The organism is Blastomonas sp. 34TW (assembly GCF_059803595.1).
In genome coordinates this window covers 99515-125701 of the sequence record NZ_JAPFGW010000011.1, presented here as the reverse complement: position 1 = coordinate 125701, position 26187 = coordinate 99515, and the positions used below count along the sequence as shown (strand labels likewise).

At 65.5% G+C, this 26187-nt stretch carries 27 protein-coding genes; 13 read left to right on the top strand and 14 right to left on the bottom strand.

Annotated elements, in window-relative coordinates; genetic code table 11:
- Positions 1–102: 102 nt before the first annotated feature.
- Positions 103–1068 carry an L-threonylcarbamoyladenylate synthase gene (locus tag OPU69_RS14870; protein ID WP_498512062.1) on the bottom strand — a complete coding sequence of 322 codons (966 nt, stop codon included), beginning with the start codon at positions 1066–1068 and terminating at the stop codon, positions 103–105.
- A 49-nt stretch (positions 1069–1117) separates the two neighbouring features.
- Between OPU69_RS14870 and OPU69_RS14865 the strand changes: the two genes are divergently transcribed.
- The 7 genes from OPU69_RS14865 to OPU69_RS14835 all read left to right on the top strand — a co-directional run bounded on the left by OPU69_RS14865 (position 1118) and on the right by OPU69_RS14835 (position 8176).
- Entirely contained in the window at positions 1118–2854 is a 1737-nt protein-coding gene (locus OPU69_RS14865; RefSeq protein ID WP_498512060.1) for an acyl-CoA dehydrogenase family protein, read from the top strand.
- 162 nt (positions 2855–3016) lie between these two features.
- Positions 3017–3850, top strand: a complete 834-nt coding sequence (locus OPU69_RS14860) for an ATP-binding protein (RefSeq protein WP_498512058.1) — start codon at positions 3017–3019, stop codon at positions 3848–3850.
- Between the two features lie 9 nt (positions 3851–3859).
- Positions 3860–4492: a glutathione S-transferase gene (locus OPU69_RS14855; protein WP_498512056.1), complete on the top strand. Its 633-nt coding sequence runs from the start codon at positions 3860–3862 to the stop codon at positions 4490–4492.
- A 25-nt stretch (positions 4493–4517) separates the two neighbouring features.
- Positions 4518–5444, top strand: coding sequence for a hypothetical protein (locus tag OPU69_RS14850; protein WP_498512054.1), 927 nt, complete (start codon positions 4518–4520; stop codon positions 5442–5444).
- Between the two features lie 40 nt (positions 5445–5484).
- Complete coding sequence (locus OPU69_RS14845) at positions 5485–6420, top strand: DMT family transporter (protein WP_498512052.1); 936 nt, start codon at positions 5485–5487, stop codon at positions 6418–6420.
- Positions 6421–6528: 108 nt separating this feature from the next.
- Positions 6529–7764, top strand: coding sequence for a NupC/NupG family nucleoside CNT transporter (locus tag OPU69_RS14840; protein ID WP_060978385.1), 1236 nt, complete (start codon positions 6529–6531; stop codon positions 7762–7764).
- Between the two features lie 4 nt (positions 7765–7768).
- Positions 7769–8176 carry a hypothetical protein gene (locus tag OPU69_RS14835; protein WP_498512049.1) on the top strand — a complete coding sequence of 136 codons (408 nt, stop codon included), beginning with the start codon at positions 7769–7771 and terminating at the stop codon, positions 8174–8176.
- On the opposite strand, the gene OPU69_RS14830 is transcribed toward OPU69_RS14835, so the two are convergent.
- Both OPU69_RS14830 and OPU69_RS14825 read right to left on the bottom strand, forming a co-directional pair.
- Positions 8163–8390 (bottom strand): hypothetical protein, encoded by a 228-nt coding sequence (locus tag OPU69_RS14830; RefSeq protein WP_498512047.1) that lies wholly within the window; start codon positions 8388–8390, stop codon positions 8163–8165. The two genes, OPU69_RS14835 and OPU69_RS14830, sit on opposite strands and share 14 nt — an antisense overlap.
- A gap of 54 nt (positions 8391–8444) precedes the next feature.
- Positions 8445–8771: an Mpo1-like protein gene (locus OPU69_RS14825; protein WP_060978388.1), complete on the bottom strand. Its 327-nt coding sequence runs from the start codon at positions 8769–8771 to the stop codon at positions 8445–8447.
- A 36-nt stretch (positions 8772–8807) separates the two neighbouring features.
- On the opposite strand from OPU69_RS14825, the gene OPU69_RS14820 reads away from it, so the two are divergent.
- On the top strand, positions 8808–9206 hold the full coding sequence (locus OPU69_RS14820; protein ID WP_498512045.1) for a gamma-glutamylcyclotransferase family protein: 399 nt from the start codon (positions 8808–8810) through the stop codon (positions 9204–9206).
- Here OPU69_RS14820 and OPU69_RS14815 read toward each other — a convergent pair whose 3' ends face one another.
- The 3 genes from OPU69_RS14815 to OPU69_RS14805 all read right to left on the bottom strand — a co-directional run bounded on the left by OPU69_RS14815 (position 9207) and on the right by OPU69_RS14805 (position 13093).
- Positions 9207–9929, bottom strand: a complete 723-nt coding sequence (locus tag OPU69_RS14815; protein WP_060978390.1) for a hypothetical protein — start codon at positions 9927–9929, stop codon at positions 9207–9209.
- Positions 9930–9942: 13 nt separating this feature from the next.
- Positions 9943–11151: a toxic anion resistance protein gene (locus OPU69_RS14810; RefSeq protein WP_273301365.1), complete on the bottom strand. Its 1209-nt coding sequence runs from the start codon at positions 11149–11151 to the stop codon at positions 9943–9945.
- A 214-nt stretch (positions 11152–11365) separates the two neighbouring features.
- On the bottom strand, positions 11366–13093 hold the full coding sequence (locus OPU69_RS14805; RefSeq protein ID WP_498512042.1) for a fatty acyl-AMP ligase: 1728 nt from the start codon (positions 13091–13093) through the stop codon (positions 11366–11368).
- A 209-nt stretch (positions 13094–13302) separates the two neighbouring features.
- On the opposite strand from OPU69_RS14805, the gene OPU69_RS14800 reads away from it, so the two are divergent.
- From OPU69_RS14800 to mtgA, 3 genes are read left to right on the top strand one after another with little or no spacing between them, the layout of a single operon-like run.
- Entirely contained in the window at positions 13303–13875 is a 573-nt protein-coding gene (locus OPU69_RS14800) for a regulatory protein RecX (RefSeq protein WP_060978397.1), read from the top strand.
- Entirely contained in the window at positions 13869–14372 is a 504-nt protein-coding gene (locus tag OPU69_RS14795) for a DUF192 domain-containing protein (protein WP_060978398.1), read from the top strand. The genes OPU69_RS14800 and OPU69_RS14795 overlap by 7 nt, the downstream gene beginning before the upstream one ends.
- A 31-nt stretch (positions 14373–14403) precedes the next feature.
- Positions 14404–15075: a monofunctional biosynthetic peptidoglycan transglycosylase gene (gene mtgA, locus OPU69_RS14790; protein WP_498512039.1), complete on the top strand. Its 672-nt coding sequence runs from the start codon at positions 14404–14406 to the stop codon at positions 15073–15075.
- A gap of 193 nt (positions 15076–15268) precedes the next feature.
- Here mtgA and OPU69_RS14785 read toward each other — a convergent pair whose 3' ends face one another.
- Genes OPU69_RS14785 through cyoA form a run of 7 tightly spaced genes read right to left on the bottom strand, consistent with a single transcriptional unit; the run spans position 15269 to position 22047 of the window.
- The gene (locus tag OPU69_RS14785) at positions 15269–15808 is read right to left on the bottom strand and encodes a response regulator transcription factor (protein WP_498512037.1); all 540 of its coding nucleotides are present in this window, start codon (positions 15806–15808) and stop codon (positions 15269–15271) included.
- Positions 15805–17100: an ATP-binding protein gene (locus OPU69_RS14780; protein WP_498512035.1), complete on the bottom strand. Its 1296-nt coding sequence runs from the start codon at positions 17098–17100 to the stop codon at positions 15805–15807. The genes OPU69_RS14785 and OPU69_RS14780 overlap by 4 nt, the downstream gene beginning before the upstream one ends.
- Positions 17097–17804, bottom strand: coding sequence for an SURF1 family protein (locus tag OPU69_RS14775; protein ID WP_498512033.1), 708 nt, complete (start codon positions 17802–17804; stop codon positions 17097–17099). The genes OPU69_RS14780 and OPU69_RS14775 overlap by 4 nt, the downstream gene beginning before the upstream one ends.
- Complete coding sequence (cyoD, locus tag OPU69_RS14770) at positions 17801–18187, bottom strand: cytochrome o ubiquinol oxidase subunit IV (protein WP_498512031.1); 387 nt, start codon at positions 18185–18187, stop codon at positions 17801–17803. The genes OPU69_RS14775 and cyoD overlap by 4 nt, the downstream gene beginning before the upstream one ends.
- Complete coding sequence (gene cyoC, locus OPU69_RS14765) at positions 18187–18813, bottom strand: cytochrome o ubiquinol oxidase subunit III (protein WP_498512029.1); 627 nt, start codon at positions 18811–18813, stop codon at positions 18187–18189. The genes cyoD and cyoC overlap by 1 nt, the downstream gene beginning before the upstream one ends.
- A gap of 4 nt (positions 18814–18817) precedes the next feature.
- The gene (cyoB, locus tag OPU69_RS14760) at positions 18818–20839 is read right to left on the bottom strand and encodes a cytochrome o ubiquinol oxidase subunit I (protein WP_060978404.1); all 2022 of its coding nucleotides are present in this window, start codon (positions 20837–20839) and stop codon (positions 18818–18820) included.
- On the bottom strand, positions 20836–22047 hold the full coding sequence (gene cyoA / locus OPU69_RS14755) for a ubiquinol oxidase subunit II (protein WP_498512026.1): 1212 nt from the start codon (positions 22045–22047) through the stop codon (positions 20836–20838). The genes cyoB and cyoA overlap by 4 nt, the downstream gene beginning before the upstream one ends.
- Positions 22048–22186: 139 nt before the next feature.
- Between cyoA and OPU69_RS14750 the strand changes: the two genes are divergently transcribed.
- Both OPU69_RS14750 and OPU69_RS14745 read left to right on the top strand, forming a co-directional pair.
- Positions 22187–23509 (top strand): MFS transporter, encoded by a 1323-nt coding sequence (locus OPU69_RS14750; protein WP_099046506.1) that lies wholly within the window; start codon positions 22187–22189, stop codon positions 23507–23509.
- Positions 23510–23525: 16 nt separating this feature from the next.
- Positions 23526–23720: a hypothetical protein gene (locus tag OPU69_RS14745; protein WP_060978406.1), complete on the top strand. Its 195-nt coding sequence runs from the start codon at positions 23526–23528 to the stop codon at positions 23718–23720.
- 88 nt (positions 23721–23808) lie between these two features.
- Here OPU69_RS14745 and OPU69_RS14740 read toward each other — a convergent pair whose 3' ends face one another.
- Entirely contained in the window at positions 23809–26091 is a 2283-nt protein-coding gene (locus OPU69_RS14740; RefSeq protein WP_498512023.1) for a TonB-dependent receptor, read from the bottom strand.
- Positions 26092–26187: the final 96 nt, after the last annotated feature.

Below are 26187 nucleotides of genomic sequence, written 5' to 3'. Positions count from 1 at the left end.
CGTCATTCCCGCGAACGCGGGAATCCCGCTTTCCTGGCAATCGTCATGCAGAAGCGGGACCCCCGCCTTCGCGGGGGGGACGGGTGAAGCAGGGGAAATCTTCTAGGCCGCCGCGCGCTCCAGCCGGTCGTTGATCGCATCGCCCATGCCGCCCAGCGGCACCGGCGCGATGGCGATTCGCGCGCGGTCGCTCGCATCGGCGCGGTGGAGCGCGGCATAGAGGTTCGCCGCCGCCTCGGCGAGATCGCCCGAGGCCGAGAGCGTGTCATCACCCATCACATCGCCAAAGCCGATCAGCCATTCGTCAGGTTGCGCGGACACCGCCCCAAGCCGCAGCGGTTTGCCCGGCGCATAATGGCTGGCGAGCTGGCCCGGCGCCTCGATCCGCTGATCGGCGAGCGGGATCGGCGGTTCGCCGAGCAGCGCGGCGATCGCCTCCGGATCGATCGGCCCGGGGCGCAGCAGCTGCCAGCCCGCCAGGGCGCCGTCAAAGTTGCGCAGCGCAACTATGGTCGATTCGAGCCCGGCCCGAGCTGCGCCGCCGTCGAGGATGAGATCGAGTCCCTCGCCCAGGCTCGCCGCGACATGCTCGGCGCGGGTCGGGCTGATCGCACCCGAGCGGTTGGCGGACGGCGCGGCGAGCTTGAGGCCGCTTGCCTCCAGCACCGCGCGCATCACCGGGTGCGCGGGACAGCGCAGCGCGATGGTCGAAAGCCCCGCGGTCACCGCAGGCGCGATTCCCGCCCCGTCTTTCAGCGGCAGAACGAGTGTCAGCGGACCCGGCCAGAAGGCGGCGGCCAATTTTTCTGCGCGCGCATCAAAAATCGCAATCGCCCGTGCGCCGTCCAGGTCGGGCACATGCACGATCAGCGGGTTGAAATCAGGCCGGCCCTTGGTGCGATAGATGGCCGCTACGGCATCCGCGCGCGCGGCATCGGCGGCCAGGCCATAGACCGTTTCGGTTGGCAGTGCGACGGGCCTGCCCTCGCGCAGCATCGCCGCCGCGCGCGCGATCCCGGCGGCGTCGGCGGGCGCAATCCTCGGGTCAGAAGGCTTGGAAGCTGGCATGTTGCTGCCTATACAGCGCTCGAACGCAAGGGACAGCAGGGAATAGACCATGACCTTCACCGCACCGACCACCGAACAGCTGTTTGTCTTGAAGACGATCACCGGCATCGAAGAACTCGCAGGGCATGAGCGCTTTGCCGAGGCGACGCCCGATCTGGTCGAGGCGATCGTCGAGGGCGTGGGTGAATTTGCCGCCGGGGCATTCGCGCCGCTGTACCGCATCGGCGACACGGTCGGTGCGCGGCTGATCGACGGATCGGTCAAGATGCCCGAAGGCTACCGCGAGGCTTATCAGCATTATGTAGAAGCCGGCTGGAGTGCCTTGAGCGCGCCCGCCGATCATGGCGGCCAGGGGCTGCCGTTCTCGCTCGCCACCGTCGCGCTCGATTCGCTGGGTGCAGCCAACATGGCCTTCGCGCTTTGCCCGATCCTGACCGTTGGTGCGATCGAGGCGCTGCACCATCATGGCAGCGACCAGCAGAAGGCACTGTACCTGCCCAAGCTCTCCACCGGCGAATGGACCGGCACGATGAACCTCACCGAACCGCAGGCGGGCAGCGATGTCGGCGCGCTCCGCGCCACTGCCACCCCGCGCGGCGACGGCACCTATGCGATCCGCGGGCAGAAGATCTACATCTCGTTCGGCGACCATGACATGGCCGACAATATCATCCACCTCGTGCTGGCGCGCACCCCCGATGCACCTGCGGGAACCAAGGGCATCTCGCTGTTCCTAGTGCCCAAATACCGGCTCGATGCGGACGGCAATCCGGGCGAGGCGAACGGCATCAAGACGGTGTCGATCGAGCACAAGATGGGCATCAACGCCTCGCCCACCTGCGTGCTGCAGTTCGGCGAGGAAGGCGAGAGCATAGGCGAACTGATCGGCCCCGAATTCGGCGGCATGCGCGCGATGTTCACGATGATGAACAATGCGCGGCTCAATGTCGGGCTGCAGGGCGTGCAGATTGCCGAGGGTGCGACGCAAAAGGCCTTGTGGTTCGCGCGCGAACGCGTCCAGTCGGCGCGCGCAGGCGCAGGCCGCGATCCGGTCGCGATCATCGAGCATCCCGACGTGCGCCGCATGCTGCTGCGCATGAAGGCGGGGACCGAGGCGATCCGCGCGCTGCTCTATTTTGCCTCGGGTCAGGTCGATCGCGCGAACCTCGGCGTGCCCGGCGCGCGCGAGATGGTCGATCTGCTGACCCCGCTCGCCAAGACCTATGGCACCGATCTCGGCAGTGAGATCGCCTCATTGGGCGTGCAGATTCACGGCGGCATGGGCTATGTCGAGGAGACCGGCGCGGCGCAATATTATCGCGATATCCGCATCGCGCAGATCTATGAGGGCACCAACGGCATCCAGGCGGCGGACCTGGTCGGGCGCAAGCTCGGCATGGCAGGCGGCGATGTCGTGCGCGGCCTGATCGCCGAGGTGCAGGCCGATGCGGGCAACCACCCCGCGCTGGCGGCGCTTGCCGGCGATGTCGCAGAGGTCACCGAATATATGGTCGGCGCAAGCGTCGACGACCGGCTCGCGGGCAGCTATCCCTATTGCACGATGATGGCGGTGATGACCGCAGGCTGGCTGATGCTCAAGCAGAGCCACGCCGCGCAGGCGATGCTCGATGCCGGAGAGGGGAATGCCGAGTTCCTGAAAGCCAAGCTGGTGACGACGCGCTTCTATCTCGAGCGCATGGTGCCCGAGGCGAGCGGCCTCAAGGCGGCCGCGATGGCGGGAGCGGACCTGCTCTACGCGCTCGACGCCGAGGCGCTGGCGGCTTGAGCGGTTGGTGAGCGCAGCCTCCACCTCCGTTTGTCCCGAGCCCTTCGACTGGTTGGCAAGCCAGCCGCTCAGGGTAAACTCAAGCCGAGGGACGTATGTCCGAACGGTACCGATCACGGTCCTCGGCTTCGCTCTGGACAAACGGGTAGGGGTGCCTAGGTGATGGACGAAACTGACCTGCTAGCCCGCATCGCGGCCGCGCTTGAGCGCCTCGCGCCACCCCCGGTGCAGGTCGCGGACTGGAGCGCGCACCCGGCCTATGTCTGGAGCGCGCTCGGCGCGCAGGTGGTGCCCACGCTCAGGGCCGTTCCGCTCGACCGGCTGCGCGGCATCGACGCGCAAAAGGCGAGCTTCACCGAGAACGTCCGCCGCCATGCCGCAGGCGTGCCCGCGCATGACGTGCTGCTCTGGGGCTCGCGCGGCATGGGCAAGTCGGCTCTGGTCAAGGCGGCGGTGGCCGATGCGCAAGGTGTCGGCGCGCCGCTCGCGCTGGTGCAGACCGGGGGCGAGCCCGGTGCGCTGACCCATTTGCCCAAATTGTTTGCCGAACTGGGCGCGGTGGACCGCCGATTTCTGGTGTTCATCGACGATATCGGCTTTGACGGCCCCGAAGCCGCCAGCGCCGCGCGTTCGCTGCGCTCGCTGCTCGAAGGCGGGGCGATGGCGCGACCGGCCAATGTGCGGCTCGCGGTCACCTCGAACCGCCGCGCCATCATCGAGCGCAGCATGAGCGAGCAGGACGATCCGATCAATCCGCGCGACGCGGTCGACGACCGTCTGGCGCTCGCCGACCGGTTCGGGCTCAGCCTCGGCTTTCCCGCCTGCGATCAGAATGCCTATCTGTCGATCATCGGCGGCTATGCCGAAGCGCATGGGCTCGATTTCGACCCCGAGGACGCGCTGCTCTGGGCGCGGCAGCGTGGCGCGCGCTCTGGCCGGATCGCCTGGCATTATGTCACCGAACTGGCGGGCCGCGCGGGCCGCTCGCTCGATTGAGCCGCAGCCATGGCGGCGCTGCCGATCCTCTACAGCTTTCGCCGCTGCCCGTTCGCGATGCGCGCGCGCATGGCGCTGCTGGTCAGCGGCCAGACGGTCGAACTGCGCGAGATCGTGCTGCGCACCAAGCCTCAGGCGATGCTCGACGCCTCGCCCAAGGGCACAGTGCCTGTGCTCGTGCTTTCCGATGGCCGCGTGATCGACCAGAGCCTTGACATCATGCGCTGGGCGCTCGCGCGGCACGATCCCGAAACCTGGCTACAGGGCGACGACGCGGGGCTGATCGAGCGCTTCGACGGCCCGTTCAAGCAGCATCTCGACCGGTACAAATATCCCAATCGGCATGGGAGCGACGCGATCGAGCATCGCACGGCGGGTCTGGAGCATCTGCAGCTGCTCGAACAGCGTCTTGCTGCAAGCGCGTTCCTGTGCGGCCCCGCGCGCACGCTCGCGGATATCGCGCTCTTCCCCTTCGTCCGCCAGTTCGCCGCGACCGATCAGGCCTGGTTCGATGCGCAGTCGCTGCCTTATGTGCAGGCCTGGCTGGCCGGGCTGATCGCGTCGGACCTGTTCGTGTCTGCGATGCTGCGCCTGCCTCCGTGGCAGCCGGGCGATGCTCCTACCCTGTTTGCCACCGGTTAACCGGCCTGTGCTAGGCCCTGCCGCCATGCTGACCCGCTTCCTGCCCTATCGCCTGCAAACGCGCCTGGACAACTGGCGTCACGATCGTGCGTGTCGCCCGGTGCTGGAAACCGCGCCGATCCGTCCGCAGCAGGACGGTCTCATCATCTTCTCGATGATGGGCACGGCGGTGCTGCTGCCCTATCTGGTGGCGGTCAAGTCCTTCTGGGGGCAGTTGCGGCGGGGGCGCATCGTCATCCTGTCCGATGGTACGCTGACCACCGAGGACCGCGCAGTGCTCGCCTGGCATTGCGGCAACCCCGAGATCATCGATATCGCCGATGTCGATCACAACGGCTTTCCGGCGGGCGGTGCGTGGGAGCGGTTCCTGTCGATTCTCGACAGGCGGTCTGACGACTATGTCATCCAGCTCGACAGCGACACGGTGACCCTGGGGCGTCCCGATGTCGTGGCCGATGCCATTGCTGCCAATCGCAGCTTCACCCTGCTTGGCGGTCCCGAGTGGGACATCGGCGTCAGGACCTGCACCGACTATATCCCGCCCACGCCCGACAATCCGGGCGAGGCACGGCACATCCAGTCGCGGATGGAACGCGCGCTTGCCCAGATCGAAGGGGCCGGGCACCATGGCTATATTCGCGGCTGCGCGGGCTTTGCCGGCTTTGCGCGGGGGGGCAACGGGCGCGAGACTGCGCGCTTCTTCCATGACGAGATGGCGCGGCTGCTGGGCCATCAGGCGATGGCCGAATGGGGCAGCGAACAGGTGACCTCGAGCTTCGTCGTCGCCAACGATCCCGATCCCGTGTTGCTGCCCTACAAGCAGTACGGCAATTACTGGGCCGAGCCTTGGGACGCCGATTGCCGGTTCATGCATTTTGTCGGCGCGCACCGCCATGACGGCACCGCCTATCGCGACGCGACGCGTGCCGCGCTCGCGCAGATGGATCGCTGACGGGACTGGACAGCACGGCCCTGCATCCCGATAGCGGGGCATGGCTTCTGCCCCCGCACCCCTGACCGAACAGCCCCGCGCATCGCTGCTGGCCTTTGTCGCCTGCGCGGGCGGCATGATGTTCTTCGGCGCCATGGACAGCGCGATGAAGGCGGTGACGATCGATATCGGCGTGATCGCGGCCCTGTTCTGGCGCTGCCTGATCGGGTCGGCGCTCGCCGGTGCGTTGTTCCTGATCAAGGGCAACCGGAGGCTGCCGCGCGGTGCGGCGCTGCGACTGCACCTGCTGCGCGGCACGGTGGTGGCAGCGATGGCGGTCCTGTTCTTCTGGGGCCTTGCGCGCACCCCGATGGCCGAAGCGGTGGCGATCACCTTCATCGCGCCGATCATCGCACTGTTCCTCGCCGCGGTGCTGCTCAAGGAGAAGATCGGGCGCGGCGCGGTGCTGGCTTCGGTGCTGGGCTTTGGCGGCGTGCTGGTGATCGCAGCCGGCCGGCTCGGCTGGCTGGGCGGAGATGCGGTCGCCGACCAGGGCGAGGCCGGGTGGCAGGGCATCGCGGCGATCATGGCCTCGGCGGTACTCTATGCGTGGAACCTGATCCTGCAGCGCCAGCAGGCACAGATCGCCAGCCCGCAGGAAATCGTTCTGGTACAGAATGTCATCATGGGCTTCTGGTTCGGCCTGGCCATGCCCTTTTCCGGAGCGATGCCGGGCGATGCCGTCATGGCCGCGCCGATCGGCTGGGGGCTGCTCACGCTCGCGGCGATGCTCGCGATCCTGTCGCTCTCGCTGCTCTCCTGGGCCTATGCCCGCGCGGAGGCACAGGCGCTGGTGCCGCTCGAATATTCGATGTTCATCTGGGGTGCGCTGTTCGGCTGGCTGATCTTCGACGAGACGATCGGCTGGACCACGCTGGCGGGCGCGGCGCTGATCGTCACCGGCTGCTGGCAGGTCGCGCGGAGCCAGGCCAGTTGACGGCCCGTCGCAGCACGCGACAGTTCGCGCTTTCCCCGCCACGCCATTCTGGCTAGGCAGAATCGGGGACAATCTTCAAATTCGATAGACGGGACACGGGCGCAGGGCATGACACGGATTTTGCTGGGGGTGGCAGGCATTGCGCTGATCCTGTCGATCGCATTGCTGCTCTCGAACAACCGCCGCGCCATCCGGCTGCGCGTGGTCGGCGCCGCCTTCGCGCTGCAGGCGGGCATCGCGGTGCTGGTGCTCTATGTGCCCGCCGGTCGCACCGCCATCCAGGCGATGTCGCGCGGCGTTTCCAACCTGCTCGGCTATGCGCAGGCGGGCACCAACTTCATCTTCGGGCCGCTCGCAAGCCCGGAAGTCGGCGGCAACAGCTTTGCCATCGCCGCGCTGCCGGTGATCATCTTCTTCTCGGCGCTCGTGTCGATCCTCTATTATCTCGGCATCATGCAGCGCGTGATCCAGTGGGTCGGCGGCGGCATCGAGAAGCTGATCGGCATTTCCAAGGTCGAAAGCCTGTGCGCGGCGGCAAACATCTTTGTCGGGCAGAGCGAATCGCCGCTGGTCATCCGCCCCTATCTTGCCGCGTTGAAGCCTGCGCAGCTGTTCACGGTGATGAGCGTCGGCATGGCGGGCGTTGCCGGCACGATCCTCGCCGCCTATGCCGCGATGGGCATCCGCATCGACTATCTGCTCGCCGCGGCCTTCATGTCCGCGCCGGGCGGCATCCTGATGGCGAAGATCATCATGCCCGATGATCCTGCGGATATCAGCAGCGAGGCGGTGATGCCGCTCGATGTCGAATATGAGGAAGAGCGCCCCGCCAATGTCATCATGGCCGCCGCGATGGGCGCGCAGACCGGCGTGAAGCTCGCGGTTGCCGTGGGCGCGATGGTGTTGGCGTTCGTGGCGCTGGTCGCGCTCGCCAACGGCATTTTCGGCGGTATCGGCGGCTGGTTCGGCCAGCCCGATCTCTCGTTCCAGCAGGTCGTCGGCTATGTCTTCGCACCGATCATGTATCTCATCGGCGTGCCCTGGGACGAGGCGCTGCGCGCGGGCGGGCTGTTCGGCACGAAGATCGTGCTCAACGAATTCGTCGCATTCATCGAACTGAGCAAGCCCGAGGCAGGGCTTTCGGCGCGGACGGTCGCAATCATCACCTTTGCCCTGTGCGGCTTTGCCAATTTCTCGTCGATCGCCATCCAGATGGCGGTGACCGGCGGCCTCGCGCCTAGCCAGCGACCGATGATCGCGCGGCTGGGGCTCAAGGCGCTCGCCGCAGGCAGCCTCGCCAACCTGATGAGCGCGGCGCTCGCCGGGTTGCTGATTACAGTTTGACGCGATGCGCGGCCCGGCGATCCGCGCGGGGCTGCGTTACGGGGCAGAGGCCTTTGCGCTGGGGTTCCTGCTGGGTACGCTCAGGGTCATGCTGGTGGCGCCCGTAACCGGCGCTCTCACCGCCGTGGCGATCGAGCTTCCGGTCATGCTGTTCGTGATGGCCTGGCGCGCGCATCGCATCGTCGCGCGATCGCGAGAGGTGATGTTGGTCGGTGCGCGCGCGATCATGGGCGTGACCGGGTTCACGCTCTTGTTGTTTTGCGAGTTTGTACTGGGCATGGCACTGGGCACATCGCCGCGCCAATGGCTGGCTGATCTTGCCAGCCCGCCGGGGGCAGCGGGACTGGCGGGTCAGATTGTGTTTGGTTGTCTTCCGCTGCTCGTCGGGCGCGCGGCGATCAGGGCTGAGTGAACGACGGCGGGTCCGAGGCATCCATCGAATCGTCGAGCGCGTCGTCCAGCTCGGCTTCGCTGACATTGTCCTTGTCGACATCGGGCTCGGTGGGCTTGTCGTCTTCGCTCCCGGCCTGCGCGCCCAGGCTCGATGTCTTGGCGCCTGCGCGCTGCGCGGTCTCTTCGGTGCAGTCGACGGGTTCGGTCGGCTTGGGGGTCTGGGTCTCGGTCATCGGGGAACTCTCCTTGCTGCCCGGACTACGCCGGGGCGCGCGAGGCGGTTCCCCTCAGGCGACGCCGGCGCGCTTGAGTTCCGGTCCCAGACGTCCGGTCAGCCACAGCGCCCACATGCGGAAATCCGCCGCCAGCGACCAGAGCGGATAGGTAAAGGTGGCCGGCCGGTTGCGCTCGATCCGCCAATGGCTGATCCAGGCGAAGAAATAGCCCGCCACCGGCATCATCGCGAACAGCAGGAGATGGCCGGTGACAAGCGCCGCGAGCGCCAGCAGCACAACCAGTGACGTGCCGACATAATGCCAGGCGCGGGTGAGCGGGCGGCTATGCTCGGACAGGTAATAGGGCCAAAATTCGGCGAAGCTCGTGTAACGCTGCATCTCGATTGTCTCCCGCCGCCATGATAGCCACAGATCATGCCCGCGATCCATACCGAGCTTCTCTTCGTCTACGGCACGCTGCGCCGGGGCAGTGACCATGCCAATGCAGCGCGGATAGCTGCGGAAAGCGAATGGCTGGGCACAGCCACGCTGGTCGGCACGCTCTTTCGCGTCACCTGGCATCCGGCACTGGTGCTGGAGGGCGACGATGTCGTGACCGGCGACCTGCTGCGCCTGACCGATCCCGCCGCGAGCCTCCCCTGGCTCGACAGTTTCGAAAGCTGCGGCCCCGATGACCCGCCCCCGCACGACTATCGTCGCGAAATCGCGAGCGTCATGACAGCATCCGGCGCGGTGGACGCTATGGTCTATGTCTGGAACCTGCCGACAGGCGGGCTGGAACGGATATCGGACGGCGACTGGCTACGCGCCTGATCACTTGCTGTCGGCAACACCATCATATTTGAGTTCGAGATAGCGGCCCCGGATCGCGAGCTTGTCGGCATCGCCCTCGGCAATGGTGCGGGTGGCGCTGGCGATCTCGCGTTCGATGACGCCGAGGCCGTGGATGAGTTGCTCGTCGGGCGTGCGCTCGCCGCGCTTTTCCTGGCGCATGCTCGCCGGGATCTTGCGATAGCCGGTGATCAGCTCCGGCAGATGCTCGCCCACCAGCTTTCGGATTTCGCGCGCGGGCTCACTGTTTTCCTCCAGCGTCTGCAATTGCGGCGCAAGCATGTCGAGCTGCACGCCGATCTGGTCGACCAGCGTCACGGCGGGTGCGGGAAGGGCTGGGCGCTGGCTTTCCAGCCAGATTTCGGTCTTCCCGGCGAGCACCTTCAAGGGTTCCTTGGCCAGCCGTTCGGGCGTCGGAACCTTGAGCTTCATGCCGCTGCCCAGCACCACCGTGGCGACCACGGCGGCGAGCACCGTGAGCAGCACGCCATAAAAGCCGATGCCGTCGATGATCGCGCCGACAATGCCCGCCGCCACCAGGATGACGCCGATGCTGATCGCGATCGCCGCGATCTTCTTCCACATATGCTCGCGCTTGAGCGCGCGCGACTTGCTGCCGATCGAAGGGCCCATCTGGACGCGGCGCTTGACCGCAGCGGCATCGGCGATGATCTGGTCGGACTGGCTGGTCAGCGATTTGGACATGGGCAAGCCTGGCTCAAGCCTCCAGCGAGCTCAGCAGCGAGGGGCCGGACGTCGTGCCGCCACCGCCCTGCGATGCACCTTCGGCGCGCGCGATATAGCCCTTGGATTTCTCGACTTCCTTGCTCAGCGTGTCGACCGTAGTCTTCATGCTGTCCAAGGCCTTGACCTTGAACGTGTCGATATTGTCCATCGTGTCGTAGATGTTCTGGAAGGCGCGCTGCAGCGTTTCGACCGGGATGGTCGCCGATGCCGCCTGTTCGTGGATTTTGGCGGTCTGGTCCTTGAGCATCGTGCCGGTCGAATCGATGATGTTCGCGGTGGTGGTGTTGAGCGCGGTAATCTGATCGAGCACCAGCTTCTGCCCGACCAAAGCCTGCGCGACGGTCACCGCGGTGCGAAGCGCGGCGACCGTTGTGGTGCTGGCACGATCCACGCCCTTGACCAGTTCGACATTGTTCTTCTTGACGAGGTCGAGCGCGAGATAGCCCTGCACCGTCACCGCCATCTGCGTCAGCAGGTCCTGCGTGCGCTGGCGGACATAGAAGAGCGCGGTTTCCTTGATCGCCTTGGCCTTGGCCGGGTCGGTCATCTCCAGTTCCGCCGCCTTGGCCTCGAGCCGCGCGTCGAGCGTCTTCGACACATGGATCATCTGCTCGAGCTTGCCCATGGCGGCCCACAGATTCTGCCGCTCCACATCGATCGCGGCATTGTCCATCAGCAACTCGTCCTTGCCGCTCTGCAGACTGGCGAGGATCGACTGGATGTGTCCCTGGCTCGACTTGTAGCTGTCGAAATAGTCGCGCATCTTGTTGCCGAAGGGGATGATGCCGAAAATCTTCTTGCGGGTGAACAGGTCGCCCTTCTTGCCGGGGTCGAGATCCTCGACCGTGCGACGCAACTGGGCCAGGTTCGCGCCGACCGAATTGTCGTTGTCCATCGCGCGCACGGGGCGGTCGAGAAAGCGGTTCGACTGGCCCGCCGCATCGGTGATTTCCTTGCGGCCCATATTGGTGATCTGGTCGACGCGCTTGCCGAATTCGGGCGAGTTGACGTCCTGCGCGACGAGATCGCTGATGAAGCCGTCGACCTTCTCATCGAGCTTCGAGCGCACCTCTTCGGACACCGGAACGAGCCCCGTCGCCTCGGCTGCGGTGACGATCGGCACCGGCTCGGGTGCCTCCAGCGTCAGTTTCTTGTCCGCAATCGCAGTTTGCGTTGCCATGGCTTTTCCAGCTCCCGTTTCGGCCCGACCCTCAAAATGAGGCGACTTGCCCCCAAGGGCAAGTGATAAGTGTTACTGTGTTAAGATAACAATACAGCCGGGGAATGCAAGCGCAATGCAGCCATGCCGGGCATCGGCCCGGTCTTGCTTCGCTAGGGATCGATCGGCAAAAGCCGGTGTTTCAAAATGAAACACCCAGCGCGGTGTTTTCGGCTCAAGCCGCCAGTTCGTAAGGCTGGATCTCGCCCGACAGATACAGGTTGCGTGCCTTGGCGCGGCTCAATTTGCCCGACGAGGTGCGCGGCAGCGTGCGCGGCGGCACCAGTTCGATCACGCAGTTCATGCCAGTGATCGAGCGGACCTTTTCGCGAATCTCGTCGCGCAGGCGGCGGCGTTCGGCCTCGTCGGTGGTGCGGCACTGGACCAGCACCGCCGGGGCCTCTTCGCCCGCAGGCGTGGTGATCGAAAAGGCGGCAATGTCGCCGGACTTGAAACCGGGCAGCTGTTCGACTGCCCATTCTATATCCTGCGGCCAGTGGTTCTTGCCGTTGATGATGATCATGTCCTTGGCGCGGCCGACGATATAGAGATAGCCATCGACCATATAACCCATGTCGCCGGTATCGAGCCAGCCATCGACCAGGCACGCCTCGGTCGCTTCGGGATCGCGGAAATAGCTGTGCATGATCGACGGGCCTGCGGTCCAGACCTTGCCGATCTCGCGGTCGGGCAGAACCGTGCCGTCGGCGTCGCGGATCTCGATGCTCATGTCACGGCAGGCCTTGCCGCAATTGACGATCGAGCGGTAGCGCTTGGGCTTGGACGGATCGACCGGCGCGCCCGACAGGCGCTGTTCCTCGACCAGATCGACGACAATGCCCTCGCCCGGCGGCATCAGCGTGACGGCGAGCGTCGCTTCGGCGAGGCCATAGCTGGGCAGGAAGGCGCTCGCCTTGAAGCCCGCCGGTGCGAACGCATTCACAAAGGCCTGCATCACGTCAGGGCGAATCATGTCCGCGCCATTGCCCGCGAGCCGCCAGCGCGACAGGTCGAAGCGTTCCTCGACGCGCGACTGGCTGCCGATGCGGCGCGCGCAGATGTCATAGCCGAAGGTCGGCGAATAGCTGCACGAGGTGCCGGGATTGCGGCTGATCAGGTCAAGCCAGGCGAGCGGACGCCGCGCGAAATCCTCGGTCTTGAGATAATCGGTCGACACCTGATTCGCGACCATCGACAGCATGCAGCCGACCAGGCCCATGTCGTGATACCAGGGCAGCCACGAGATGCAGCGGTCGGTCTCGCACACATGCATGCCGTGCGAATGCGCGGCGAGATTGCTCAGCAGCGCGGCGTGCGTGACCGCGACGCCATGCGGGAAGCGGGTCGATCCGCTCGAATATTGCAGATAGCAGATATCCTCGGGGCTCGCAGCGGGCAGCTCGGCTTCGGGTGCAGCTTCGGCAGCGAAGCTCTCCCAATCGATCCCCTCGACGCCGCAACGCTTGGCCGCCTCGCCGCCCATTTCGGCGAGTTCTGCGGGGTAGAACAGGAATTTGGGGTCGCTCGAGCGCAGCTGGACGCTCAATTGCTCGACATAGCTTTCCTTGCCGCCGAAGCTGGTGGGCAGGGGAAGCGGCACAGGCCAGGCCCCGGCATAGACCGCGCCGAAGAACAGCGAGGCGAATTCCGCGCCGGTTTCGGCGACGATGGCGATCCGGTCCTCGGGCTTGACGCCGCGCGCGATCAGCCGCCGGGCATGCTCGAGCGCATCGCTGCGCAGCTCGCTATAGGGATAAGGGCGCACCAATGTGCCGCGCGGATCGTGGAAGTTGAACCCGCGCACGCCCTGTGCCGCGTAGTCGAGTGCATCGCCCAGCGTCGCGAAATCGGCGAACCGGCGCGGCAGCGCATCGGCGGTGGGAGTCGGCTGCAATTGCGTCATGCGTATTAACCCGTTGCTTTCCTTTGCGCGCGCCGGTGGCCCGGTCTGTCACGCCCACATGGACAAGACCCGCTAGCGTCTGCCCATGCCGTCATGGCCCAGAGATGAATGGTTCGGGCAGCGCCCGCTTCATCCCAGAATGCCCCATCTCGCCTCTAGCCGATGACAAGCGTTCTAAATTCGACCCGACTGTGGCACAAAAATGGCGCATGACCGCTCCCGATGATCGACGCAAGCGTGAAAAGCGCCCGCCAAAGCCGCTCGACGAGCGCGCGCTGAAGGATCTGGCGCTGCATTATCTCGGACGGTTTGCGACGACGCGCGCGCGCCTGATCCAGTACATGCAGCGCAAGGTGCGCGAACGCGGCTGGGCGGAAGAGCGCGCGCCCGATTACGACCAGCTCGCCGATCGCTGCGTGGAGCTGGGCTATGTCGATGATGCCGCGTTCGCCGCGATGAAGGGCGGCGCGCTGCTCAGGCGAGGCTATGGCGCCCGCCGGGTCGAGCAGGCGCTGGTCGCAGCGGGCGTCGGCGAGGCCGAGCGCGGCGAGGTCCGCGAGACCGCGAGCGATCAGGCGCTGAACGCCGCGATGGCCTTTGCCCGGCGCAAGCGCATCGGCCCGTTCGCGCCCGCCCCCGCCGATCCCGACCGCAGGCGCAAGCAATTGCAGGCCTTTATCCGCGCAGGCCATGATTTTGCTCTCGCCCGGGCTCTTGTTTTCGCCGATAGCATGGAGGAGATAGCGGGGCTGGACGAGCAATTCGGGAGAGACCAATGGTGAAGAGATTCTGCGGGGCGATGCTGGCGACGCTGGCCTTGGTGGCGTGCAATGCCTCTGCCCCCAGCGATGCCGTGGCGCAGCGTCCGGCAGCGGCAACCCCTGCCGTTTCGCCCGCTGGGCTCGATCTGGTGCCGCTGACGATCAGGAGCGGCGCCAAGACGCACAAGTTCACCGTCGAGATGGCGCGCAGCTCGCAGGAACAGGCGCAGGGGCTGATGTTCCGCACCGAGCTGGCCCCCGATGCGGGCATGCTCTTTCCCTTCCCGACGCCGAAGCCCGCGAGCTTCTGGATGAAGAACACGGTCATCTCGCTCGACCTGCTGTTCATCCGCACCGATGGCACCGTCGAGAGCATCGCCGCCAATGCGGTGCCCTATTCGCTCGACCCGATCAGTTCGGGCGAACCGGTCGCTGCAGTGCTCGAGATCGCTGCTGGCCGTGCGGCCGAACTCGGAATCAAGCCGGGCGACACCGTCACCTGGCGCGACAAGCGTTGAGGCACTGGTGGCAGCAGCGCGCAAACGCGGCATGATCGCTCGCCTGATCGCACTGGTTTTCAAGCTGGTCTTCGGCTTTGTGGCGCTATCGCTGCTGATGGTCGTCATCTATCGCTTCGTGCCACCGCCGACGACGATCACGATGCTGAGCGATGCCAATGGCGCGACGCGCGACTGGACACCGCTCGACCGGATCGACCGCAACATGGTCTCCGCCGCCATAGCCGCGGAGGACGGCAAGTTCTGCACGCATAACGGCTTCGATACCGAGGCGATCGAGCAGGCGATGCGGCGCAACATGGAAGGAGGGCGCATCCGCGGCGGATCGACGATCAGCCAGCAGACCGCGAAGAACGTGTTCCTCTGGCAGAATGGCGGCTTCTTCCGAAAAGGTCTGGAAGCCTGGTTCACCGTGCTGATCGAGGGCATCTGGGGCAAGCGCCGGATCATGGAAGTGTACTTGAACGTCGCCGAGACCGGCATCGGCACCTATGGCGTCGAGGCAGGATCGCAGCGCTATTTCGGCAAGGGCGCAGCCTCGCTCACCCGCGACCAGGCCGCGCGCATGGCCGCCGCGCTGCCCTTGCCCAAGAAGCGTTCGGTCAAGAACCCCAGCGGCTTCGTGCGCCGCTATGGCAACAATATCGCGCGCCGCATCCGCATCGTCCAGCGCGACGGCCTGGATAGCTGCGCGCGGCCTTGAGGAGATTTGCGGTTAGCGCTGCAGGGGCTTTACCCTGCTCCCACCTCCGCTCATCCTGAGCAGCGGGCTTCAGCCCGCGTCGTCGAAGGACCCGCGCCCACGCTGGCCGTATCGCGGGGCCTTCGACAAGCTCAGGCTGAGCGGAGGTGGGTACGTGAGGCAAACCAATTCCCATGATCCCGCAAGCCACCCCTCACCGCACCTGCCGTTTCTCCAGCTTTCGCGCCAATGTCCGCCGGTGCATCCCCAGCCGACGGGCGGTTTCCGACACGTTGAAGCCGGTATCGACCAGAGTCTGGTGGATATGCTCCCATTCCACCGTCTTGATCGAGGACTGGCGCGTGTCGAGCGCGGTGTCGGCATCGCCCTCGGTGCGGGCGAAGGCGGCCTCGATATCGTCGGTGTTCGCCGGCTTGGCAAGATAATGGTCCGCGCCGAGCTTGATCGCCTCGACGGCGGTGGCGATGCTGGCAAAGCCGGTGAGCACGACGATCTTCGCGTCCGGAGCGGCGGCGCGGACGGCCTGGACGCAGGTGAGGCCGGAGACCGAGCCTGCGAGCTTCAGGTCGATCACCGCATGAGACGGCACCAGGCCGCTGTCGAGCAGCGCGACCAGCCCGTCATGGCCCGAGGCGCTTTCGACCGCATAGCCGCGCCGCTCGAACGATCGCCTGAGGGTGCGCGCAAAGGTTTCGTCATCTTCGACGATCAGCAACTGACGGGTCTCGGTCATGTCCGCGCTCCTGCCGGATAGGCGATGGCTTCCAGTGGCAACCATATGGTAACTTCGGCGCCGCCCTGCTCGCGATTGCCCGCACGCACCTCTCCGCCCAGCTTGCGCATCACGTTGACGAGCAGGAACAGCCCCAGGCCGCCGCCGGGCTTGCCCTTGGTCGATCGGTACGGCTTGCCCAGGCCATCGAGAATCTCCTGCGCAAAGCCCGGGCCCTTGTCGGTCACGGTCAGTTCGAGCGCCTCGCCCTGGCGCACGGCGCGGATGCCGACCCATTGCGGCGAGACCTCGACCGCATTGTCGATGACATTGCCGATGACCTGACGCAGCGCAGGGTCCGAGACGATGGCGACATCGGTGCCGAACCGGTCGTGATATTCGAGCGCATCGAGCCCGCGCGTCACGCGCCATTCGTCGACGATATCGCGCAGGAAGGCGCGCACCGTGGTGCGCTCGGTCGCCTCGCCGCGCGCCTCGCCTGCGGACATCAGGATGCCGCTGACGATCGTCTTGCAGCGCTGCACCGCATTTTCCATGTCGTCGAGATCGGCGGACAGGTCCGCGACCGCGTTCAGTTCGGGCATCGCGCGAAAGTCGTTGACGAGCACCGAGAGCGTCGCAAGCGGGGTGCCCAGCTCATGCGCCGCGCCCGAGGCGAGCAGGCCCATGCGCACGATATGGTCCTCTTCCGCCGCGCGCTGGCGGATCGCGGCGAGCGCGGCGTCGCGTTCGCGCAGGTTGCGCGCGATGCGGGTGACGAAGGCGACCAGCAGCACCGCGATCAGCCCGAAACAGACGAAGCTGCCCTGCAGATACAGGCTGAATTCCTCGTCCTGCAGCTCGGGCGGCAGGGCGAGCGGGACGGGATCAATCGCCAGCACCGCCAGTGCGCCTAAGGATGCCGCGACCATCGCCCAGGATGCTGCGGGGCGCAGCACCATCGCGCCGATAACCACCTGCAGCAGAAACAGGGCCGCGAATGGATTGGCGAGCCCGCCGGTGAAATGCAGCTGCCAGGTGAGCGCCGCGATATCGAACATCAGCGCAGTGAACAGCGCATATTCGAGCCCCGCATCGAACCGGTGCAGCATGTACAGCGTGACGATGTTGATGAACACGAGCAGGCTGATCGCGGCGAGCAGCGGGGCGAGCGGCAGCCCGATGCCCATCGGCCCGTGCACGATGAGGATGGTCAGCAGCTGGCCCCCGACCGCGAGCCAGCGCAGCTGAATGAGCAGCGCCATGTTGCGCCGCACGGCATCGGTAATCTGGGGGGCGGGCGTGGCGATCATCGCCGCTGCCATACCAGCTTTGCGCCGAACAGGCACCCGAGCGCGAGCGCGAGCCAGGTGAAGGCATACACGGCATGGTTGTCGCTGAAGCGGATGACGGTGAGGCCGCCGACCGGATAGCCGCCCGGATTGGGCGCGGCATCGGCATCGATGAAATAGGGTGCGGTGCGGGTCAGCCCACGTGCGGCGGCGATCGCGGCGACATCGCGCGAATACCAGCGATCGGCCTGCGCCTCGTTCGAGCGCAGGAAACCGCCGCCCGGTTCGGTAATGCGCAGCAGCCCGGTGACGCGCACCATGCCTGCCGGATTGCCCGCCGCGCGCGTGGCCGGGTCGCGCCGGTCGGGGGGTAAGAAGCCGCGATTGACCAGCACGGTGAAGCGTTTCCCCACCAGCGGCGTCAGCACCCAGTATCCGCCGCCGCGCGCGGTCACCGCCTGGACCAGCGTCTCGCGATCATGCGCAAAGCGCCCCGCAAAGGTGACCCGCCGATAGGCGTCGCGCTCTTGGCGGATACGCGGCCATTGGTCCGGTCCCGGCGCGGCGACCGGCGCGGCGGTGCTGCGGCTGTCGACCGCCTCGATCAGCGCATGCTTCCAGGCGCGGCGCTGCACCTGCCAGGCGGCAAGGCCGAAGCCCGCCAGCGCCAGGGCAAGCAGCGAGACGACCAGCACGACCCGCGCGGCTGGCCGGGACTGGGTCACGGGATCTGGCTCATCTCTTCATGCGCCTGCGGCATCATGTTGGTGTTGAGATTGCTCATCACCCAGAGCGATCCCGACAGCATGATGCCGACGACGATGATGGTGAAGATCAGCGAGGTGATCGACCAGCCGCCCTCGGCCTTGGGGCTCATGTGCAGGAAATAGACCATATGGACGACGATCTGGACGACGGCAAAACCGAGGATCGTCACCGCCGTCACCGCAGGCGACAATGCGCCGGTCATTACCAGAGCGAACGGGATCGCAGTCAGGATGACCGAAGCCAAGAAGCCGATCGTGTAGTCGCGGTACGAGGCATGCGGGATCTCGATGCCGTGGCTGTCGTGCTCGACCTGTTCGGCGTGCGTCGTGGCGGCGCTCATCACAGCATTCCCATCAGATAGACAAAGGTGAACACGCCGATCCAGATCACGTCGAGAAAGTGCCAGAACAGGCTGAGGCACGCAACGCGGCGCTGGTTGGCGGGGTTGAGACCATGGCGGCCGAGCTGGACGATCAGCGTCACCAGCCAGACCAGCCCGAAGGTGACGTGCAGCCCGTGCGTGCCGACCAGGGTGAAGAAGGCCGAGAGGAACGCGCTGCGCTGCGGCGTCGCGCCGATATGGATGAGGTGCGAGAATTCGTACAGCTCGATCGCGAGGAACGCCGCGCCGAACAGTCCGGTGACCGCGAGCCACATCTGCACATGGCGCAGGTTCCTGTTCTGCATCGCGATCATCACCAGGCCATAGGTCAGCGACGAGAACAGCAGCATCGCGGTGTTGAGCGCGATGAGGTTGAGGTCGAACAGGTCCTTCGGGCCGGGACCGGCGGCGAAATTGCCGCCGAGCACCGCATAACAGGCAAACAGGATCGCGAAGATGAGACAGTCGCTCATCAGATAGATCCAGAAGCCCAGCAGGGTGCTGTGGCCCTCGGGATGCGGATGCTCGTCGATCTCGTAATAGACCGGCTTGTCCTCACCAGCCGGAAGGGTGATGCTGCTCATGGCCTCAGGCTCCTGCCGCTTGCAACTGGGTGAGGCGCGCCTTTTCGGTCGCCGCCACCTGCGACGCCGGGATGTGGAAGTCGCGCTTGTAGTTGAACGTGTGCGCGATCGCCGCTCCGATCAGGGCAACCATGCCAAGGCCTGCCAACCACCAGATATGCCAGACCAGAGCAAAGCCCGCGACGGTGCTGATGCCTGCGAGGATGACGCCGGCGCCCGTGTTCGACGGCATGTGGATGTCCTTGTAGCCCTCGGCCGGATGCTCGACGCCCGCTGCCTTCATGTCGTACCAGGCATCGAGCGCGTGGATGCGCGGGGTGAAGGCGAAATTGTAATCGGGCGGCGGCGAGCTGGTCGCCCATTCGAGCGTGCGGCCGTTCCACGGATCGCCCGTCGTTTCGGCCAGCGCCTCGCGCTTCCAGATGCTGACTGCGAACTGGATGAGCATCGCGGCGATGCCAGCGGCGATCATGAACGCGCCCACAGCGGCGATGGCGAACCAGATCTGCAAGCTCGGATCGTCGAACACCCGCATCCGGCGCGTCACGCCCATCAGGCCGAGCACGTAGAGCGGCGCGAACGCAACCCAGAAGCCGGGGACCCAGCACCAGAAGCTGACCTTGCCCCAGAACTTGTCGAGCTTGAAGCCGAACGCCTTGGGCCACCAGTAGTTGATCGCCGCGAAGATGCCGAACAGCACGCCGCCGATGATCACGTTATGGAAATGCGCGATCAGGAACAGCGAGTTGTGCAGCACGAAGTCGGCAGGCGGCACCGCGAGCAGCACGCCGGTCATCCCGCCGATGGTGAAGGTGAGCATGAACGCCACCGTCCACATCATCGGCAATTCGTAGCGGATGCGCCCGCGATACATGGTGAACAGCCAGTTGAACAGCTTGGCCCCGGTGGGGATCGAGATCACCATCGTGGTGATGCCGAAGAAGCTGTTGACGCTCGCGCCCGATCCCATGGTGAAGAAATGGTGCAGCCACACGACGTAGGACAGGATGGTGATCACCACCGTTGCATAGACCATCGAGGTATAGCCGAAGAGCTTCTTGCCCGAGAAGGTCGAGGTGACCTCGCTGAACACGCCGAACAGCGGCAGGATAAGGATGTACACCTCCGGATGGCCCCAGATCCAGATGAGGTTGACGTACATCATCGACGACCCGCCAAAGTCGTTGGTGAAGAAATTGGTGCCGACATAGCGGTCGAGCGTCAGCAGCGCGAGCACCGCGGTGAGCACTGGGAAGGATGCGACGATCAGGATGTTGGCGCACAGCGAGGTCCAGGTGAATACCGGCATCTTCATCAGGCCCATGCCTGGCGCGCGCATCTTGAGGATGGTGACGATCAGGTTGATGCCCGACAATGTCGTGCCGACCCCGGCGATCTGCAGCGCCCAGATATAATAATCCACCCCGACGCTGGGGCTGTAGGCGATGCCCGAAAGCGGTGGATAGGCGAGCCATCCGGTCGCAGCGAACTCACCGATGAACAGCGATGCCATGGTCAGCACCGCGCCCGATGTGGTCATCCAGAAGCTGAAATTGTTGAGGAAGGGGAAGGACACGTCGCGCGCGCCGATCTGCAGCGGCACGACATAGTTCATCAGGCCGGTGATGAACGGCATCGCGACGAAGAAGATCATGATCACGCCATGCGCGGTGAAGATCTGGTCGTAATGGTGCGAGTTGAGGTAACCCTCGGACCCGCCGAACGCCATCACCTGCTGCAAGCGCATCATGATCGCATCGGCAAAGCCGCGCAGGAACATGACGAGGCCGAGGATCATGTACATGATCCCGATCTTCTTGTGGTCGACGGTGGTGAACCACTCCTTCCACAGATAGCCCCACAATTTGTAGCGCGTCACCAGCGCGAGCAGGCTCACGCCGCCGATGATGACGACGACCATGGTGCTGAGCACGATCGGGTCGTGCGGCAGCGAGTTCCAGCCGAGCTTGCCCAGCAGGAACGTCGGTTCGGCGGCAGAGGTGGAGGGAACGGCGTCGGTGCTCATGATACGGGGTCCGTGGTGCCTGCCTGAGTCAGCTCAGGCGACTTGGTGAGTTCAGGCGACTGGGAAGAGGTTTCGCGCTTGCGGAACAGCGGTCCGCCGGGGCGCTTGAGGCCTGCGCCGGTCAGCGTGGAAAGATCGATCACGCGATCTTCCATCCGCGTCAGGCTGGCGCTCAGCAGTTCGGGATTGGTGCAGTTCTCGGCAATATAGCGGTCGCTTGCGGTGTCGCCGGTGCCGCGCGCGGCATGCTTGTCATAGGACAACTGGCGCACATTGTGCAGGCCGGCCAGGCCCATGCCGCCGCGCGCATCGATCGCCATCATGTCGTGCATGCACATCTTGCCCGGCTCGGCGCACATGTTGACGATGCGGTCGAACAGGTCGCGCTCGACGCTGGCATAATGGCGCACCGGTTCCTTCTCGCTCGGGCGTTCGAGCTTGAGATAGGTGGCACGGTCGAGCGTCTGGCCTTCGGCACGCGCCTTGACCACCCATTGGTCAAAGCCCTTTTGCGTCATGCTGCGCGCGGCGAAGCGCATGTTTGAAAAGCCTGCGCCCGAATAATTGGCGGAGAAGCCCTCGTAATTGCCGGTCTCGTTGAACACCGCGTGCAGCTTGGTTTCCATGCCGGGCATCGCATAGATCTGTCCGGCCATGGCGGGGACATAGAAGCTGTTCATCACCGACGACGAGGAGATGCGGAACTTGAGCGGACGGCCTTCGGGCACCGCGAGCTCGTTCACCGTGGCGATGCCCTGTTCGGGATAGATGAACAGCCACTTCCAGTTGAGCGCGACCGCCTGCACCTCGAGCGGCTTGTCCTTTTCGGTCACCGCCTGTCCGGGCGCGGTGCGGGCGAGCGGGCGATAGGGGTCGAGCAGATGCGTGCCGACCCAGGTCACCGCGCCCAGGCAGATGATGATCAGCAGCGGAATCGCCCAGATGGCGAGCTCGAGCTGAGTCGAATGGTCCCAATCGGGCTTGTAGGTCGCGGTTTCGTTCGCGGCGCGGTATTTCCAGGCGAAATATCCGGTCAGCGCCATGACGGGTACGATGATGATCAGCATCAGCAGGGTCGAGATGACGACGAGATCGCCCTGCTGCTGCGCGACATCGCCCGCCGGATCGAGCACGACCATGTTGCAACCGCCCAGCAGCGGCAGGAGGCAGAAAGCGGCGAGCGCCGCCGGGAGTCGGAGTCGTGTCATGGTCCCAAGCATGACCGCCCAATTAGACCCATGATCCACGCGCGCACATAGGACATTTTGTCCAAGTGCATTGATCTGGATCAAAGATGCATAAGGCCCGTGTAGAAATTTATCCGCCCCCGAATCCAAGGAACTGCCCATGGTGGCCAACACCGTCCCCACGACCGAGGCCGAACGCGATGCGCGCGCGGTCAATGACGACGGCCATACGGTCGGGCCGGGCGAGATCGCCATTGGCGTGGTCATCGGCCGCACGTCGGAGTTTTTCGACTTTTTCGTCTACGCCATCGCCTCGGTGCTGGTCTTCCCCAAGCTGGTCTTCCCCTATCTCGATCCGCTCGAAGGCACATTGTGGTCGTTCGCGATCTTCGCGCTCGCCTTTGTCGCGCGGCCTGCGGGAACGCTGATCTTCACTGCGGTCGACCGCGCCTATGGCCGCGGGGCCAAGCTGACGATCGCGCTGTTCCTGCTCGGCGGATCGACCGCTGCCATCGCCTTCCTCCCCGGCCATGCCACGATCGGCATAGGATCGGCGCTGCTGCTCGCGCTGTTCCGCATGGGCCAGGGCGTGGCGCTGGGCGGCTCGTGGGATGGCCTCGCCTCGCTGCTTGCGCTCAATGCACCCAGGGACAAGCGCGGCTGGTATGCGATGATCCCGCAGCTGGGCGCGCCTTTCGGGCTGATCGTCGCCAGCCTGCTGTTCGCGTTCCTCATCGCCGCGCTGCCGGCGGAAGATTTCCTCGCCTGGGGCTGGCGCTATCCGTTCTTCGTGGCGTTCGCGATCAACGTCGTCGCGCTGTTCGCGCGGCTGCGCATCGTGGTGACACCCGAATATACCGAGCTTTTCGAAAGCCAGACGCTGCAGCCCGAACCTGTGCTGTCCACCGTGCGCAGCGAGTGGAAGATCATCGTGCTGGGCGCGTTCGCTCCGCTCGCCAGCTTTGCCATGTTCCATATGGTGACGGTCTATCCCTTGAGCTGGGTGTTCCTGTTCACCGAGGAATCGCCGGTGCGCTTCCTGCTGATCGAGGCCTTTGCCGCCGCGCTGGGCGTACTCGCGATCCTCGCTTCGGGCAGGCTCGCCGATGCCTATGGCCGCCGCACCCTGCTCGCCGCCACAGCCGTCGCGATCGCGGCGTTCAGCGGCTTTGCCCCGCAGCTGCTCGATGCCGGCGGCGCGGGCGAGGCGGCGTTCATGTTCGGCGGGTTCATCCTGCTCGGCCTCGCCTTCGGCCAGTCCTCGGGGGCGCTCTCCTCGTTCTTCCCCCTGAAGCACCGCTATACCGGCTCGGCGCTCACCGCAGACCTCGCCTGGCTGTTCGGCGCGGGCTTCGCGCCGATGGTCGCATTGTGGCTCTCGGCCAATTACGGGCTGCTCGCCGCCGGGGGCTATCTGCTCTCGGGCGCGCTGGCGACGCTGACCGCCTTGTGGTTCAACCGCGAACTCGGCCAGCAGCAATAAGCGGCAGGGGGCAGCCATGTTCGTTCCGTTCGATCCCGATTGGCCGCCCTTCGATCCGCCACGGCGGGAACCGCCAAGGCCACCGCGCCGCATCAGCGCCGCACAGGAAAAGCGGCTTATGCAGGCGATCGGCCTCAACCTTTTGCTAGCAGTGATCGCCCCCATTGGCGGCGCGACGGTGATCGGCGCGCTGCTCGGCTGGTGGGGCTAGCGGCGCAGCGCCTTGACGTTCACGAGAACGAAAAAGGGGGAGCAGCGCGCTGCTCCCCCTTTTGTTGCTGTCGTGCCTTGGCCGCCGATCAGAAGCGCGTGCCGACCTCGATGCCGAAGATGCGCGGCTCGTTCACATAGGCGGTCAGGTTGTTGAAATCGATGCCGCCGGTGGCCGAGACATTGTTGGTGATGTTGCGCGCAAAGGCCGCGACATCGAACTTGCCGTCGCCGGTGCGATAGCCGAAGCGCAGGCCGCCCTCGATCAGGCTGTCGTCGCTGAACTCGACCGAATTGTAGAGGAAGAACTGGATGCGCGAGCGATAATACCAGTCGGTGAAGACATAGAGCTCGCCATTGCCGACCGGGTGCGCGTAACCGGCGGTCCAGTTGACCGACCATTTCGGCGATTGCGGCAGGCGGTTGCCGTCGATCGAGAAGATGCCCGGACGGCCTGTGATCGGAGCGTTGAGCACGGTGCACGGCGCGCCGCATCCGGCAACGCCCAGACCCGGTGACTTGATCTCGTTCTCGTTGAAGCCGATACCGATGCTGAGATCGAGGCCATCGGTCGGGCGAGCGGCCAGCTCGGCCTCGAAACCATAGCCTTCGACATCATCGGCATTGAGCAGCGCGGTGACATTGCCGCCGCCGCCGACCGCCGTCAGCTGCAGGTCCTCGGTGTTGAAATAATAGCCGGTCAGGTTGAAGCGCGCTGCGCCATCGAACAGCACGGTCTTGATGCCGGTCTCGTACGACATGGTGCGTTCGGCATCGGCGACCGAGAGCGCGCGACCGAAGGCCAGGCGGCCCTGGATCGACGGCGCGCGATAGCCGCGCGCGGCGCGAGCGAAGATGTTGACCGCGTCGCTCACCGGATAGACCGCGCTCAGATCCCAGGTCAGCAGGTTCGCCTTGGCCTCGGTGCGCAACGTGCCAACCGGCCCGCCAAAGCCCAGGAAACCGGGGCGCGTGTCGATCGGGCGCGCGGCGGCAAAGTCGCGGTCGTCGTCATTATAGCGTGCGCCCGCCTGCAGGATCAGGCCATTGTCGAACGTGTAGCTCAAGGTCCCGAAAAGGCCGAACGCATTGGTCACCTGGCGCTGCACCGCGACAGCAGCTGCGACGGTATCGGCCGGCGCGCCATAATCGAGCGTGGTGATGTTGAGCCGCTCGTTGAAGAAGAAGCCGCCGATCTGATAGCCAAGGCCGGTCTGGTTGTTCGAGGCGAGGCGGACCTCCTGCGTATACTGGTCGAGGCTGGGCACGTCGTCACGGGTCTGGGCCGAGAACGGGATGAAGCCGGGGCCCTGGCTGGGCGCGAAGGCATTGCCGAAGCCGCCGTCGATATCGCCGCGGCTCTTGAGATTGCCGTTCCAGTAGGAGGTGACCGAGGTCAGCGTCGCCGGTCCGAAATCATAATCGACGGTCAGGCCGACATTATAGGTGTTGAGCTCCTGGAAGTTGATCCCGTCCGAACGGATCTGGTCGCGTCGGAACTCGGTGCCGGGCCCGCCCAGGCCGATCAGCTCGTTGCTGCCGCGCTGGAACACGTTGGCGCGGAACAGGATGGCAGAGCCATCGAGCACGCGGATCTGGCCGGTCAGCCGCGCGGTGAGCGGGCCGTCCTCGTACTGCAGCTGCAGGCGACCGGCAAAATCGTCATAGCCGCCCAGGTCATCGCCTGCGCCATTGTCGATATTGTCGACCCAGTGGTCGCGGTGCTGATAAAAGCCCGAGGCGCGGAATGAGAAACCATTGCCCAGGTTCGCGCCGACCGCGCCCTCGAGCTGGATGGTGTTGAACCGCGCCCAGCTCGCCTTGGCATAGCCACCATCGGTGCCGGGTTTGACGGTGTCGAACTTGACGATGCCCGCGGGCGTGTTGCGGCCGAACAGCGTGCCCTGCGGCCCGCGCAGCACCTCGATCCGGTCGAGATCGAAGATCGGGAAGCCCTTGAGGATCGGGTTTTCCAGCACGACATCGTCATAGACCAGGCTGACCGGCTGCGAGGCGTTGAGATCGAAATCGGTATTGCCGAGACCCCGAATGTAGAAGCGCGGGAAGCTGCGACCGAACGAGCTTTCGATATTGAGATTGGGCACGCGTCCGGCGAGGCCGCGAATGTCGCCGCCGCCCGCCTGGACCGCCGCCAGCGCATCGTTGCTCAGCGTCGAGATCGACAGCGGCACGTCGCGCTGGTCCTGCTCGCGCTTCTGCGCGGTGACGACGATGACGCCGACGCCGCGCTCGGCTTCCTCGGTCTGGTCGCCCTCTGCCGTCTGTGCCACAGCGGGGGAGGCGAGGGCGCAACCGAATGCGGCAGCAGACAGGGCGATCGACGAAACCAGGCGGCGGGACAGGACACGCATCGGAAATATCCTCGAAGTGACGGATGTGGCGATAGGGTAACACCGGCGGAATCGCGCCGGGTCCCTCCGTCCCTTCGCTGAGACGGGCGGCGAGGA

Bases quoted from the DNA above. Each gene is read 5' to 3' on its own strand.
- OPU69_RS14855 (WP_498512056.1), top strand. From the start codon at position 3,860: ATGGCGGCGCTGCCGATCCTCTACAGCTTTCGCCGCTGCCCGTTCGCG.
- OPU69_RS14835 (WP_498512049.1), top strand. From the start codon at position 7,769: ATGCGCGGCCCGGCGATCCGCGCGGGGCTGCGTTACGGGGCAGAGGCC.
- OPU69_RS14740 (WP_498512023.1), bottom strand. From the start codon at position 26,091: ATGCGTGTCCTGTCCCGCCGCCTGGTTTCGTCGATCGCCCTGTCTGCT.
- OPU69_RS14745 (WP_060978406.1), top strand. From the start codon at position 23,526: ATGTTCGTTCCGTTCGATCCCGATTGGCCGCCCTTCGATCCGCCACGG.
- OPU69_RS14825 (WP_060978388.1), bottom strand. From the start codon at position 8,771: ATGCAGCGTTACACGAGCTTCGCCGAATTTTGGCCCTATTACCTGTCC.
- OPU69_RS14860 (WP_498512058.1), top strand. From the start codon at position 3,017: ATGGACGAAACTGACCTGCTAGCCCGCATCGCGGCCGCGCTTGAGCGC.
- cyoA (WP_498512026.1), bottom strand. From the start codon at position 22,047: ATGACACGACTCCGACTCCCGGCGGCGCTCGCCGCTTTCTGCCTCCTG.
- OPU69_RS14850 (WP_498512054.1), top strand. From the start codon at position 4,518: ATGCTGACCCGCTTCCTGCCCTATCGCCTGCAAACGCGCCTGGACAAC.
- OPU69_RS14800 (WP_060978397.1), top strand. From the start codon at position 13,303: ATGACCGCTCCCGATGATCGACGCAAGCGTGAAAAGCGCCCGCCAAAG.
- cyoD (WP_498512031.1), bottom strand. From the start codon at position 18,187: ATGAGCGCCGCCACGACGCACGCCGAACAGGTCGAGCACGACAGCCAC.
- OPU69_RS14820 (WP_498512045.1), top strand. From the start codon at position 8,808: ATGCCCGCGATCCATACCGAGCTTCTCTTCGTCTACGGCACGCTGCGC.
- OPU69_RS14805 (WP_498512042.1), bottom strand. From the start codon at position 13,093: ATGACGCAATTGCAGCCGACTCCCACCGCCGATGCGCTGCCGCGCCGG.
- OPU69_RS14845 (WP_498512052.1), top strand. From the start codon at position 5,485: ATGGCTTCTGCCCCCGCACCCCTGACCGAACAGCCCCGCGCATCGCTG.
- OPU69_RS14830 (WP_498512047.1), bottom strand. From the start codon at position 8,390: ATGACCGAGACCCAGACCCCCAAGCCGACCGAACCCGTCGACTGCACC.
- OPU69_RS14795 (WP_060978398.1), top strand. From the start codon at position 13,869: ATGGTGAAGAGATTCTGCGGGGCGATGCTGGCGACGCTGGCCTTGGTG.
- OPU69_RS14750 (WP_099046506.1), top strand. From the start codon at position 22,187: ATGGTGGCCAACACCGTCCCCACGACCGAGGCCGAACGCGATGCGCGC.
- cyoC (WP_498512029.1), bottom strand. From the start codon at position 18,813: ATGAGCAGCATCACCCTTCCGGCTGGTGAGGACAAGCCGGTCTATTAC.
- mtgA (WP_498512039.1), top strand. From the start codon at position 14,404: ATGATCGCTCGCCTGATCGCACTGGTTTTCAAGCTGGTCTTCGGCTTT.
- OPU69_RS14780 (WP_498512035.1), bottom strand. From the start codon at position 17,100: ATGATCGCCACGCCCGCCCCCCAGATTACCGATGCCGTGCGGCGCAAC.
- OPU69_RS14810 (WP_273301365.1), bottom strand. From the start codon at position 11,151: ATGGCAACGCAAACTGCGATTGCGGACAAGAAACTGACGCTGGAGGCA.
- OPU69_RS14840 (WP_060978385.1), top strand. From the start codon at position 6,529: ATGACACGGATTTTGCTGGGGGTGGCAGGCATTGCGCTGATCCTGTCG.
- cyoB (WP_060978404.1), bottom strand. From the start codon at position 20,839: ATGAGCACCGACGCCGTTCCCTCCACCTCTGCCGCCGAACCGACGTTC.
- OPU69_RS14865 (WP_498512060.1), top strand. From the start codon at position 1,118: ATGACCTTCACCGCACCGACCACCGAACAGCTGTTTGTCTTGAAGACG.
- OPU69_RS14815 (WP_060978390.1), bottom strand. From the start codon at position 9,929: ATGTCCAAATCGCTGACCAGCCAGTCCGACCAGATCATCGCCGATGCC.
- OPU69_RS14785 (WP_498512037.1), bottom strand. From the start codon at position 15,808: ATGACCGAGACCCGTCAGTTGCTGATCGTCGAAGATGACGAAACCTTT.
- OPU69_RS14870 (WP_498512062.1), bottom strand. From the start codon at position 1,068: ATGCCAGCTTCCAAGCCTTCTGACCCGAGGATTGCGCCCGCCGACGCC.